The organism is Massilia sp. Leaf139 (assembly GCF_001424165.1).
Classification (GTDB): domain Bacteria; phylum Pseudomonadota; class Gammaproteobacteria; order Burkholderiales; family Burkholderiaceae_D; genus Telluria.
Map to the genome: position 1 here is coordinate 150991 of NZ_LMOJ01000012.1, position 12197 is coordinate 163187.

Sequence of the window (12197 nt, forward strand, 5' to 3'; positions counted from 1 at the left end):
ATGTTCATGACGCCTTATCGCCTGCCGTTGCGCCTCCCTCTCGCCTTCTTCGCCGCCTTCTGTTGCGGCGCCCTGCACGCCCAGCCGCGCGGCGCCGCCGATGCGCCCGGCTTCGTCGGCCTGCCCGTCACCGGTCAGCTCGATGCCGGCCGCGTCCTGAGCGAGCGCCATGGGGATGGAGCCCGCGACAAGGAAGAGCCGGCGACCAAAGCGGAAACGCGTGCGCGTCCGAAAGCGCCCCCCATCCCCGCCGGCGGCATCACCGGCGTCGTCATCGAAAGCACCGCGAGCGAAGACCAGACCGCGGTGCCGCTCTCCTTCGGCCAGGTCTTTGCCCCCGGCGACCTGCCGCGCGGCGCGGGACTGGCCGGCAAGCTGGCCGACGGTACGCCCCTGCCGCTGCAGCTCGACGTCAAGGCGAGCCACCCGGACGGCTCGGTGCGCCACGCCGTCGTCTCGGCGCTGCTGCCGAAACTGGGCGCCGGCAAGGCGCTCGGCCTGGCCCTGGCGAAAAACACGAAGCAGGCCGCCGCTGCGGGCGCACCAAAACCCGGCGTGGGCGCCGACACGGTGGTCGCCATCGTCGTCGACGGTGCACGCTATACCGCGTCGAGCGCGTCCCTGCTGAAGGCGCAGAGCCCGCAGGTCTGGCTGCACGGCCCCGTCGTGACCGAACTGCAGGTGGCCGGCCCCCTGGTCGACGCCAAGGGCGAGGAACATCCGCACCTGGCGGCGCGCTTTGCGATCCGCTGGTATGGCGCGGCGAAGCAGGCGCGGGTCGATGTCGTCGTCGAGAACGACTGGGCCTACGAGCCCGACCCGCGCAACATCACCTACGACGTGACGATCACGGCGGGCGGCAAGCGCGTGTTCGAGAAGCGCGGCCTGACCCATTACCACCACGCGCGCTGGCGCACCCTGGCCTGGACGGGCGAAGCCCCGGCCCTGCACCTGCGCCACGACAGCGCCTACCTGATCGCTTCGCGCGCGCTGCCGAACTACGACCGCGGCGTCGTCATGCACGAGCGCGCGCTGGCCGCGCTGGCCTCGAGCTGGAACGGCGCCAAGACCGAGCCGATGGGCGTGGGCCTGGCGGCGCCGCACATGCCGGGGCCCGGCGGCCGCGCCGACATCGGCCTGCTGCCCGGCTGGGCCGCCGCCTACCTGCTCAGCATGGACGCGCGCGCCAAGCTCGTCACGCTCGGCACCGCCGATCTCGCCGGCAGCTGGCCGACGCACTACCGCGACAAGCGCACCGGCCTGCCGGTCAGCCTGCTCGACTACCCGTACATGACCATCCTCGGACGCAACACCGACACCCGCAATCCGAAGACCGGCAAGCAGGAAGCCTTTCCGCCCTGCCCACGCGAGCAGTGCAAGTCGCCCAACAATCCCGACACCTCGCACCAGCCGGGCTTCGCCTACCTGCCCTATCTCGTCACGGGCGACCACTACTACCTGGAAGAGCTGCAGTTCTGGAGCATGTTCAACGTGTTCTCCTCGAATCCCGGCTACCGCAGGAACATCCAGGGCCTGCTGGCGACCGACCAGGTGCGCGGCCAGGCCTGGAGCCTGCGCACGCTGGGCCAGGCCGCCTACATCACGCCCGACGGCCACCCGCTCAAGCGCCACTTCAACGCCATCCTGGACAGCAACCTGGACTGGTACAACACGACTTACAGCCACAACCCGTCGGCCAACAAGCTGGGCGCGGTCGTCGACGGCTATGCCGTGCTTTACAAGGACAGGACGGCGCTCGCGCCCTGGCAGGACGATTTCTTCACGGCCGCCGTGGGCCACGTGGCGGAGCTGGGTTTCAAGGATGCCGAGCCGCTCCTGAAATGGAAGCTGCGCTTTCCGGTCGAGCGGATGGTGGGCGACGGCGCCTGCTGGCTGGTGGGCGCCAACTACACCTATACCGTGCGCGCGAGCGCGAGCGCACCCTATTTCGCGACGATCGGCGAAGCCTATGCCGCCACGGTCGGGCCGGAGCGGGCGGCCTTGCCCTGCACCGGCGGCGAGCTGGCGTCGGCGCTCAAGCAGAGTCCGGGCGACATGGGCGGGTATGCGGCCGCCGTCACCGGCTTCCCCTCGAACATGCAGCCGGCCCTGGCCTACGCCGTCGACGCCGGCGGCGAACGTGGACGCAAGGCCTGGGAAGTCTTCATGCGGCGCAGCGTGAAACCGGACTATGGCGAGGGCCCGCAGTTCGCGGTCGTACCGCGAAAATAATTACAACTTGTAAGAGCGATTGCATCGCCGCAGCCGCCGGCGCATCTTGTGGGAATAATAACTTCACAAGGGTTCGACCATGAGACCGTCCCGCGCCGCGCTGCCTGCCCTGGCTGCCGCTTCCCTCGTCCTCGCCGCCTGCAGCACGCCGGACTACAAAGCAGAATCGGTGGCGCAGGCGCCCGCCGCCGCACCCGCCCCGCCGGCGCCGCCGGTCGCGTCCAGGATGTCGCAGCGGGTGGAAGTGACCGGCTCTTCGGTCAGCGCGCCGCACGGGTACGCGCGGGCGCCGCTTTCCGTCTATCCGGGCCCCTGGGTCTTCCAGCCGCCCGGCGCCGATACATTCCCCGAGGCGCAGGCGAACAAGGCGATCCTGGTCGAGGAGCAGCCCGTCTCCACCTTCAGCAGCGACGTCGACACCGCGTCCTACGCTTTCGTGCGGCGCCAGCTCAACGCCGGCCGCCTGCCGCCCGCGGCGGCGGTGCGCGTCGAAGAGATGGTCAACTACTTCCCCTACACCTATGCGCGCCCGGCCAGCCGCACCCAGCCCTTCGCGGTGACGACCGAGGTGATGCCGAGCCCGTGGAAAGCCGGGAACCAGCTGCTGCACATCGCCGTGCGCGGCTTCGACATCGAAAAGGCCGAGCGGCCGCCGATGAACGTGGTGCTGCTGGTCGACGTCTCCGGCTCGATGGGGCCGCAGGATCGCCTGCCGCTGCTCAAGCAATCCTTCCGCCTGTTCGCCGACGGCTTTCGGCCGCAAGACCGGGTCGCGATCGTCACCTATGCCAGCGGCACCGCGGTCGCGCTCGAGCCGACCACGGGCCAGGACAAGCGCAAGATCCTCGACGCCATCGACGCCCTCGGCGCGGGCGGCGCCACAGCCGGCAGCGAGGGCCTGCAGCGCGCCTATGCGATGGCCGAGCGCCACTTCGACAAGGGCGCCGTCAACCGCGTCATCCTCGCCACCGACGGCGACTTCAACGTCGGCATCCGCGACCCGCGCGAACTCGAGAAATTCGTGGCCGAGAAGCGCAAGAGCGGCGTGTATCTCTCGATTCTCGGCGTCGGCGCCGGCAACCTGAACGACGCGCTGATGCAGCGCCTGACGCAGTCGGGCAACGGCAATGCGGCCTACATCGACTCGCTGCTCGAAGCGCGCAAGGCGCTGGGCGAGGAACTCGGCTCGACCATGTTCCCGATCGCGAACGACGTCAAGATGCAGGTCGAATTCAATCCGGCGCAGGTGGCCGCCTACCGCCTGATCGGTTACGAAACGCGCATGCTGGCGCGCCAGGATTTCAAGGACGACAAGGTCGACGCCGGCGACATGGGCGCGGGCCACACGGTGACGGCGATCTACGAGATCACGCGGGCCGCGGCGGCCGGCGCGCTGGTCGATCCGCTGCGCTACGGCGCCGGCAAGAAGGCTGCTGCGAGCGCGAAGGCCAAGGGCGACGAGCTGTGCTTCGTGCGGGTGCGCTACAAGCTGCCGGGCGAATCGAGCAGCCGCCTGGCCGAACAGCCTGTGCGTGCAGGCACGGCGCGCAAAGCGCTCGCTTCGGCGCCGGCCGACCAGCGCTTCGCCGTCGCCGTCGCCGCCTTCGGCCAGCGCCTGCGCGGCGAGCCGCAGGTGGCCGACTACAGCTATGCCGACATCGCCGAGCTGGCCAACGGCGCGCGCGGCAGTGACCTTGACGGCTACCGCGCCGAATTCGTCAAGCTGGTGCGGATGACGGAATCGCTGGGCAAGGCAAATGGAGTCGGTCAGCCGTAACGATTTCGACAGGATGTAGGGTGGGCGGCTATACCCTGGTGTAGGCCCTCACGGTGCGTTGGACGCCGCCCACCCTACGGGTCTCGACAGTATCTACACCGACAGCAGATCCAGCAGCGTCAATGCCACCACCTTGGTCGCCTTGCGCAAATCTTCCAGCGCCAGCTTCTCGTCCGCCTTCTTCGCATTCGATTCGGGCACCGTGCGCGGCCCGGCGCCGTACATCACGGCCGGGATGCCGCGCTCGCCGTACAGGCGCGCATCCGCATACAGCGGCGTGCCGACGGCCGGAATTTGCTCGCCCAGCACCGTCTGCGCATGGCGCTGCAGGCTCTGCACCAGCCGCTCCGATCCCGGCAGCGGGCGCAGCGCCTGCGACAGCAGCAGCCTGCGGATCTCGACGCGGATGCCGGGCAGTCCCGCCACCGCATCCTCGATCAGCGCGCGCACGCCCGCTTCCACCGCCGCCGGGTCTTCCTCGGGAATCATGCGCCGATCCATCTTGAGCACCACCTTGCCCGGCACGACATTCGTGTTGGTGCCGCCATCGATGCGCCCGACCAGCATGGTCGGCGAATCGATGCCGGGCACGCCCGACTTGATCTTCTTGAGTTCCGGCAGCTGGCCGTAGATCGCGTTCAGGATACGCGTGGCGGCCTGCAGCGCATCGTGCGCGGTCTCGGGCATGGCCCCGTGGCCGGCCTTGCCATGCACCGTCACTTCCAGCTGCAAACACGCGTTGTGGGCGGTGACGACCTGGTAGCTGAAGCCGGCCGCGATCACCAGGTCGGGCGCGCTCAGCTTCTGTTCCAGCAGCCAGCCGGGGCCGAGCAGGCCGCCGAATTCCTCGTCGTAGGTGAAGTGCAGTTCGACCCCGCCCTTCAGCGGCGCACCGAGCGCCTCGAGCGCGCGCACGGCGAAGATATAGGTGGCGAAGTCGCTCTTCGACACGGCCGCCGCGCGCCCGTACAGGTAGCCGTCTTCCACCTCGGCGCCGTAGGGCGGATGCGTCCAGCCTTCGCCGGGCGGCACCACGTCGCCATGGGCGTTCAGGGCGACCGTCGGGCCGCCCGCAGCATAGGGTCGGCGCACGATCAGGTTGGTGATGCTCTCCATGCCGTAGTCGCGCACGGCCTCGGCCGGCACCGCGTGGCGCTCGGCCTGCCAGCCGAACCGCGACACCATGTCCGCGACCGCTTCCGCATGGGGCGCGTTGTTGCCGGGCGGGGTGTCGGTGGGAATGCGCACGACCGACTGCAGGAAGGCGACTTCTTCGTCGAAGTGGGCGTCGATCCAGTCGAGCAGCTGCTGCTGTTGGGTGTCCATATGCGTGTCCGCCTATTTGTCTGTTTTTGCGCCGGCTTCGAACCAGGCGCCGACCTGCGCCCGTTCGGCATCGGTCATCTGGGTCAGGTTCGCCAGCGGCATCGCCTTCAGCTGCACCGTCTGCTGGTAGATCTGGGCTGCGTGCTGGGCGACGCGTTCGGGCGTATCGAGCATCACGCCGGCCGGCGCGGCGGCAAAGCCGGGCTGGGTGGGTTTGGCGGCATGGCAGCTGACGCAGCGCTGGTCGACGATGGTTTTCACCTGCGTGAACTGGGCGGCGGTGTCGACGCCCGGCGCTTGCGCCAGCGGCGCCCGCGGCGCGATCAGCACTGCCAGAAGCGCCAGCAGCGCGACGCCGGCCGCCGGATACTTCCACTCGATGCGGCCCTTGTGGCGCAGGTTGAAGAAGTGGCGGATGAGCACACCGGCCGCCATGATCACGGCCAGCACCGCCCAGGCATGCGCGTGGCGGTAGGTCATCGCGTAGTGGTTGCTGATCATGAGGAACAGCACCGGCAGCGTGAAGTAGTTGTTGTGCACCGAGCGCTGCTTGGCGCGGATGCCGTAGACGGGATCGGGCTTTTCACCGGCCATCATCGCGTTCACCATGCGGCGCTGGCCGGGGATGATCACGTGGGCGACGTTCGCCACCATGATGGTGCCGATCATCGCGCCGATGTGCAGGTAGGCCGCGCGCCCGCTGAGCAGGTGGGTGAGCACATAGCTGCTGGCGACCAGGAAGGCGAAGATCACCAGCCCGAAAGCGAGGTCGTGGCGGCCGAGGGGAGACTTGCACAGCAGGTCGTAGACCAGCCAGCCGACCACCAGGCTGCCGAGGCCAATGCCGACCGCCTGCAGGCTGGAGAGGTCGGCCACGCTGCGGTCGACCATCATCGCCTGCGCGTTCAGGTAGTAGACGATGAACAGCAGCGCGAAGCCCGACAGCCAGGTCGAATACGCCTCCCATTTGAACCAGTGCAGTTCTTTGGGCAGCTGGGCCGGCGCGACCAGGTATTTCTGCGGATTGTAGAAGCCGCCGCCGTGCACGGCCCAGAGCTCGCCGGCCACACCCTTGTTCGCCAGGTCGGAACCCGGCGCGGGCGGCTTGATCGTGTTGTCGAGCCAGACGAAATAGAAGGAGGCGCCGATCCAGGCGATGCCCGTGATGATGTGCAGCCAGCGTACGAGCAGGTTGAGCCATTCGAGGCCGTAGGAGGCGAACACGTCCATGCATATTCCTTGTAAGGATCTTCCACCGAAGATAAACCGATTTCATTTTGTACAACATGAAATTAGGCGTATATTCGACATACCCGATTCCATATACAACACGCCATGGCCGCCCTGCCCCAGCACCTGGACATCCACCTGATCCGCATCCTCTACCTGCTGCTGGTGGAGAAGAACGTCTCGCGGGTGGCCTTGAAACTGAACCAGCCGCAGCCCTCGATCTCGGCCTCGCTGCGCAAACTGCGCGAGCTGACGGGCGATCCGCTGCTGGTGCGCGGCGCGCGCGGCATGGTGCCGACCCAGCACGGCGAGAGCCTGCTCAAGCCCGCCAAGCGCATCCTCGACGAGACCGAGAGCCTGTTCGTCAAGAAGTCCGCCTTCGTGCCCGAGGAAGCGGCGCGCACCTTCCACATCGCCGCGCCCGACTACCTCGACACCCAGTTCCTGCCCAACGTCGTGGCCGCCGTGCGCCGCGGCGCGCCCAACAGCCGGGTCGCGATCCACGGCATGGGCGCCGGCGCCGACTACCTGCGCATGCTGTCCGACGGCGAAATGGATCTCGTCATCGCCAACTGGGACGAGCCGCCCGCGCACCTGCACATTTCGAAACTGTTCGAAGACCCGATCGTCTGCACCATGCGCGCCGACAGCCCGTATGCGCGTAGGACGGAGATCGATGCGATGACGATCGAAGACTACCTCAGCCTGCCGCACGTGGCGCCTTCGCAGACCCTGCCCGGCTACCACGGCGTGATCGATTCCTTCCTCGCGCGCCAGGGCATGCAGCGCAAGATCGCGGTCGAGTCGCCCTATTTCGGGCTGATCCCCTACATGCTGACCCAGACCGACCTGGTGCTGACGACGGGCCGCCAGTTCATGCGCTCGTACGAGAAGACGCTGCCGCTCAAGACCTTCACCATGCCCCTGAAGTTCCCGCCGATGCGCTTCTACCAGTTGTGGCACCAGCGCGTGCACCAGTCGCCGGAACACAAGTGGCTGCGCGACCAGGTGAGCCAGGCGGCGCGGGCGCTGGTGCAGAAGTAACGGGTATATGCGGTGGCTTATGAGCGAACCGCACGCAAGATTTATCATCGAACGCTTGATGACAAAAGGCCGACCATGACCACGCTTTTCAGCCTCAACACGCTCGACGACGCTGCCTTTGCCGCGGCCCTGACCGGCATCTACGAGCACTCGCCCTGGATCGCCGAGCGCGCCGCGCCGCGCCGTCCCTTCGCGACGCCGGCCGCACTCAAGCTGGCGTTGCGCGAGGTAGTCGACAGCGCCGCCGAGGACGAGCAGCTTTCCCTGCTGCGCGCTCACCCCGAACTGGCGGGCAAGGCGGCGATCGCCGGCGAACTCACCGAGGAATCGACGAGCGAACAAAAGGCCTCCGGCCTGAACCTGTGCAGCCCGGAGGAATACGCGCGCCTGCAGGAACTGAATGCCGTCTACAACGACAAGTTCGGCTTTCCCTTCATCCTGGCCGTGAAAGGCCCGACCGGGCGCGGCCTCACGCGCGGCGCCATCATCGAGACCTTCGCGCGGCGCCTGAAAAATACACGCGCCGACGAATTCGCCGAAGCCCTGCGCCAGGTGCACCGCATCGCCGAGATCCGCCTCAACGCCCTGCTCGGCACCGAGCCGGCGCTGGGCGCGCAGGTGATGGACTGGTGCGAAACCATCGGCACCTGGAGCGACGATGAGAATGGCCTCACCTGTGCCTACCTGACGCCGGCGCACCGCCGCACCGCCGCCCAGATCGCCGACTGGATGCGCCAAGCGGGCATGATTGTCCACATCGACGCCGTCGGCAACGTGGCCGGCCGCTATGCGTCGAACGACCCGCAGGCGAAGACCCTGATGACGGGCTCACACTACGACACCGTGCGCAACGGCGGCAAGTACGACGGGCGCCTCGGCATCCTGCTGCCGATCGCCATCGCAGCCCACCTGCACGCGCGCGGCGAGCGCCTGCCCTTTCACCTCGACGTGGTCGGCTTCGCCGAAGAGGAAGGCGTGCGCTTCAGGAGCACCTTCCTCGGCAGCAGCGCCATCACCGGGCGCTTCGACGCGGCGCTGCTCGATGCCGTCGATGCGGACGGCATCACGCTGCGCGAGGCGATCGTGGCCGCCGGCCACGAACTGTCTGCGATTCCGGGCGCGATTTCCGCCATTGCGCGCAAGCGTGAAGACCTGCTCGGCTTCGTCGAAGTCCACATCGAACAAGGCCCGGTGCTGCTCGAGCGCGGCCTGCCGCTGGGTGTGGTGACGGCAATCGCCGGCAGTTCGCGCTACCTGGTCGAGCTGGCGGGCGTGGCCAGCCACGCCGGCACCACGCCGATGGGCATGCGCCGCGACGCCGCGGCCGCCGCCGCCGAGATCGTGCTGCTGGTCGAAGGGCGCTGCACCGGCGTGCCGGCGCTGGTGGGCACCGTCGGCCAGCTCGAAGTGCCGGGCGGTTCCGTCAACGTGATCCCCGGCGCCTGCCGGCTCTCGCTCGATATCCGCGCTGCCGACGACGCGGTGCGCCTGGCCGCGGTCGACGACATCCTGGCCGGCATCAGCGCCATCTGCGCGCGGCGCGGCATCGAGGAAAAGCTGTGGAAGATCGTCGAAGCGGAAGCGGCGCCCTGCGCGCCGCGCCTGATGGATGCGCTGGGCGCGGCGATCGAGCGTCAGGGCCTGCCGCGCTTCGACCTGCTTTCCGGCGCCGGCCACGACGCGATGCAGATGGCGCAGCTCACCGAGGTCGCCATGCTGTTCACGCGCTGCGGCAATGGCGGCATCAGCCACAACCCGCTGGAGACGATGACGGCGGACGATGCGGAACTGGCGGCCCAGGTGCTGCTCGATTTCCTGCGCAGCTACGCCGTTTAAAGAAGCGGCTTGGCTGTGCCAGGCAGGCTGCCGCGCACGGTCAGCACGATGGACAGGCCGATCGCCGCGAGCAGCAAGGGACCGCCCGGCACCTCGTGCTGCGGCAGCGCCAGCGCGGCGGCCAGGAACAGGCCGGCCACCCAGAAGCCGACGGCCCACAGCAGGCACAGCGCGATCAGCCTGAACGGATTGCGGCGCGCGCCGGGCGCGGCGCAGGCGGCGCGCGGCGCGCCGCAGACCGGGCAGGCCGCTGTCCCGCTTTCCAGATCCGCTTGCGCGTCGCCGGCACACCCAGGGCAAAAGACCATGTCCATGTTCGCTCCTCCATCGCTTGCGGGCCGATGTGATGTAATACGCAGGAGAGCTTACGCGCCTGAAGCAGCGTTGCCCTGATCGCTGTCATTGGGAAACGTTAGCGGCATTCATCTACGGGATTCGTCATGATCGCACTTCGACCGGCCAGCCTGGAAGATCTTACCCCTTGTTGGGCACTGCGCACGCGCGCCGTCGCGTATGCGTGCGCAGCCCACTACGACGCGGACGTGCTGGCTGCGTGGCTGGCCGCGCCTCTGCCCGAGCGCGTGCGGGAACTGGTCGCTCGGGGCGGCGGGATCGTCGCCGAGAAAGCGGGCCGGATGCTTGGCTATGCCGTGCTCGATGCCGTCAGTGGCGAGGTGGACGCCGTGTTCGTCGAACCGGCCGACCATGGACGCGGGATCGGAGCGCTGTTGATGGAGGCGCTCGACGCCGCAGCGCGCGCCGCGGGATGCGAGCGCTTGTTCCTGTCGGCTTCCCTCAATGCGGTGCCGTTTTATGAGCGCGCCGGTTTCGTCGCCATTCGGGAGGAGATGTATCCGCACCGGTCGGGCGTGGACATTCCCTCGGTGTTCATGCAAAAGCGACTGGATGCAACACCCGCCCTTCCTGTCAGCGGTCGCGTAAGCTAGGAGTCATCGAGGCCGATGCTGTGCTGTCGCGCGCGCGGCGGGAAGCCCCTGCCGCGGCGCTCACTCGGCCTCGGCCAGCAGTGCACGCCGCGCACTGGCCCGGCTCTTGAGCCAGTCGCGCCCGCCCGCGTTGAGGGCGCGGGCGACCACCGTCGGCGGCAGGCTGTAGACCGTGGCCCAGGTGGCGCGGCCATCCGCCCCGTTCGACGGAAAACTGCTGGTTTCGATCGGCCAGTTGTACTTGCGTTTCAGGGTGCGGACGATGGCCGCCAGCGTGACGCGTCCGCGCAGCGGCTCGGCGCCGGTCTGGTCTTCGTCGGACAACAGCACCGCCAGCACGGCGCCGCGGGCGGTCAGGGGCCCGGGAAAGGTAGGAGTTTTGCTCGGCATGCGGGCATTCTAGCCGCGTTTTCGCGAGCCCAGTGCACGCCCGTGCTTCCTGCCCCTCTTCCCCTTTCACCCTAGGCGTCCGCTGCCTCCTGCGCGATCACCTCCTGTTCCACCTGGCCGGCGCGCGCGAGCATCGCGTGCAGCAGCACATTGCAACCGGCCTCCAGGTGCGCGGGCTGGGCGTCCTCGATCTCGTTGTGGCTGATGCCGTCCTTGCAAGGCACGAAAATCATGCCCGAGGGCGCCACCCGCGCGGTATAGATCGCATCGTGGCCGGCGCCCGAGACCACGTCCATGGTCGAATAGCCCAGCTTCGCGGTCGCCGCGCGCACCGCATCCACGCAATCCGGATGGAAGGGGCACGGCGGGTAGTAGGATACGCGTTCGATCTCGATGCCGAGGCCCGTCTCGACGCGCGTGCGGGCGACAAAGGCGAGCATCTCCTCGTGCATCGTATTGAGCAGCTCGTCGTTCACGTTGCGCAGGTCGATGCTGAACTTCACCTGGCCGGGAATCACGTTGCGGCTGTTCGGGAAGACCTGCACCATGCCGACGGTGCCGCGTCCGTAAGGCGGGTAGCGGTTGGCGATTGCCACGACCTCCTGCATGATCGTGGTCGCCACCTGCAGCGCGTCGCGCCGCAGGCCCATCGGCGTCGGGCCGGCGTGGGCTTCCATGCCACTGACCGTGCAGTCGTACCAGGACAGGCCCATCACCGCCGGGACCACGCCGATCACCTTGTCGGCGTCTTCCAGCACCGGGCCCTGCTCGATGTGGGCTTCGAAATAGGCGCCGATCGGGTGGCGGCCGGGCTCCTCCTCGCCCAGGTAGCCGATGCGCTCGAGCTCCTCGCGCACGGTCTTGCCGTCCACGTCCTTCGCGGCGTAGGCGGTCTCTAAGCTAAAGGCGCCGCAGAACACGCCGGAGCCCATCATCACCGGCACGAAGCGCGAACCTTCCTCGTTCGTCCAGAAGGCGACTTCGACCGGGGCTTCGGTAACGATGCCGTGGTCGTTCAGCGTGCGCACGACCTCGATGCCGGCCAGCACGCCGTAGTTGCCGTCGAACTTGCCGCCGGTGGGCTGCGTGTCGACATGGCTGCCGGTGACGATCGGCGGCAGGCTGTCGTCGCGGCCGGGGCGGCGCATGAAGACGTTGCCGATCTTGTCGACCGTGACGGACATGCCGGCTTCGCGGGCCCAGCCGACGACGAGGTCGCGACCCTGGCGATCGAGGTCGGTCAGGGTGAGGCGCTTGACGCCGCCTTTGGGAGTGGCGCCGATCTGGGCGAGCTCCATCAGGGAGTTCCACAGGCGTTGGCCGTTGATGCGCAGGGTGTCGGGCATGGTTGGTCTCCAGGCTGATATACGTAGGCAGCGTTGTTTGGTTGCTACCCGGCTTGCTACGGTTCGTTG

The 12197-nt window shown here is 68.2% G+C and carries 10 protein-coding genes; 5 read left to right on the forward strand and 5 right to left on the reverse strand.

All coding sequences use genetic code 11. The features are described from left to right. Positions 1 to 6: 6 nt before the first annotated feature. Together ASF77_RS09295 and ASF77_RS09300 are read left to right on the forward strand one after the other, a co-directional pair. Positions 7 to 2232, forward strand: coding sequence for a hypothetical protein (locus ASF77_RS09295; RefSeq protein WP_229445351.1), 2226 nt, complete (start codon positions 7 to 9; stop codon positions 2230 to 2232). A gap of 79 nt (positions 2233 to 2311) precedes the next feature. Continuing rightward, complete coding sequence (locus ASF77_RS09300) at positions 2312 to 4009, forward strand: VWA domain-containing protein (protein WP_056338081.1); 1698 nt, start codon at positions 2312 to 2314, stop codon at positions 4007 to 4009. Positions 4010 to 4102: 93 nt separating this feature from the next. Here the strand turns inward: ASF77_RS09300 and ASF77_RS09305 are convergent, their stop codons facing one another. Then, positions 4103 to 5335: a M20/M25/M40 family metallo-hydrolase gene (locus tag ASF77_RS09305; RefSeq protein ID WP_056338085.1), complete on the reverse strand. Its 1233-nt coding sequence runs from the start codon at positions 5333 to 5335 to the stop codon at positions 4103 to 4105. A gap of 12 nt (positions 5336 to 5347) precedes the next feature. Next, positions 5348 to 6565 (reverse strand): urate hydroxylase PuuD, encoded by a 1218-nt coding sequence (locus ASF77_RS09310; protein ID WP_056338088.1) that lies wholly within the window; start codon positions 6563 to 6565, stop codon positions 5348 to 5350. 105 nt (positions 6566 to 6670) lie between these two features. Here ASF77_RS09310 and ASF77_RS09315 point away from each other — a divergent pair, with 105 nt between their 5' ends. Both ASF77_RS09315 and ASF77_RS09320 read left to right on the forward strand, forming a co-directional pair. Next, entirely contained in the window at positions 6671 to 7609 is a 939-nt protein-coding gene (locus ASF77_RS09315) for a LysR substrate-binding domain-containing protein (RefSeq protein ID WP_056338091.1), read from the forward strand. Positions 7610 to 7684: 75 nt separating this feature from the next. Continuing rightward, positions 7685 to 9445, forward strand: a complete 1761-nt coding sequence (locus ASF77_RS09320; protein WP_056338094.1) for an allantoate amidohydrolase — start codon at positions 7685 to 7687, stop codon at positions 9443 to 9445. Here the strand turns inward: ASF77_RS09320 and ASF77_RS09325 are convergent. Next, on the reverse strand, positions 9442 to 9759 hold the full coding sequence (locus ASF77_RS09325; protein WP_056338097.1) for a hypothetical protein: 318 nt from the start codon (positions 9757 to 9759) through the stop codon (positions 9442 to 9444). The genes ASF77_RS09320 and ASF77_RS09325 overlap by 4 nt on opposite strands. A gap of 126 nt (positions 9760 to 9885) precedes the next feature. Between ASF77_RS09325 and ASF77_RS09330 the strand changes: the two genes are divergently transcribed. Next, the gene (locus ASF77_RS09330; RefSeq protein ID WP_056338100.1) at positions 9886 to 10392 is read left to right on the forward strand and encodes a GNAT family N-acetyltransferase; all 507 of its coding nucleotides are present in this window, start codon (positions 9886 to 9888) and stop codon (positions 10390 to 10392) included. A gap of 60 nt (positions 10393 to 10452) precedes the next feature. On the opposite strand, the gene ASF77_RS09335 is transcribed toward ASF77_RS09330, so the two are convergent. After that, positions 10453 to 10782, reverse strand: a complete 330-nt coding sequence (locus ASF77_RS09335) for a hypothetical protein (RefSeq protein WP_056338103.1) — start codon at positions 10780 to 10782, stop codon at positions 10453 to 10455. 71 nt (positions 10783 to 10853) lie between these two features. Then, positions 10854 to 12128 (reverse strand): Zn-dependent hydrolase, encoded by a 1275-nt coding sequence (locus ASF77_RS09340; RefSeq protein WP_056338105.1) that lies wholly within the window; start codon positions 12126 to 12128, stop codon positions 10854 to 10856. Positions 12129 to 12197 lie beyond the last annotated feature (69 nt).

Excerpts from the sequence above, each read along its gene's own strand:
- ASF77_RS09295 (WP_229445351.1), top strand. The coding sequence starts at position 7 with ATGACGCCTTATCGCCTGCCGTTGCGCCTCCCTCTCGCCTTCTTCGCC.
- ASF77_RS09300 (WP_056338081.1), top strand. The coding sequence starts at position 2,312 with ATGAGACCGTCCCGCGCCGCGCTGCCTGCCCTGGCTGCCGCTTCCCTC.
- ASF77_RS09305 (WP_056338085.1), bottom strand. The coding sequence starts at position 5,335 with ATGGACACCCAACAGCAGCAGCTGCTCGACTGGATCGACGCCCACTTC.
- ASF77_RS09310 (WP_056338088.1), bottom strand. The coding sequence starts at position 6,565 with ATGGACGTGTTCGCCTCCTACGGCCTCGAATGGCTCAACCTGCTCGTA.
- ASF77_RS09315 (WP_056338091.1), top strand. The coding sequence starts at position 6,671 with ATGGCCGCCCTGCCCCAGCACCTGGACATCCACCTGATCCGCATCCTC.
- ASF77_RS09320 (WP_056338094.1), top strand. The coding sequence starts at position 7,685 with ATGACCACGCTTTTCAGCCTCAACACGCTCGACGACGCTGCCTTTGCC.
- ASF77_RS09325 (WP_056338097.1), bottom strand. The coding sequence starts at position 9,759 with ATGGACATGGTCTTTTGCCCTGGGTGTGCCGGCGACGCGCAAGCGGAT.
- ASF77_RS09330 (WP_056338100.1), top strand. The coding sequence starts at position 9,886 with ATGATCGCACTTCGACCGGCCAGCCTGGAAGATCTTACCCCTTGTTGG.
- ASF77_RS09335 (WP_056338103.1), bottom strand. The coding sequence starts at position 10,782 with ATGCCGAGCAAAACTCCTACCTTTCCCGGGCCCCTGACCGCCCGCGGC.
- ASF77_RS09340 (WP_056338105.1), bottom strand. The coding sequence starts at position 12,128 with ATGCCCGACACCCTGCGCATCAACGGCCAACGCCTGTGGAACTCCCTG.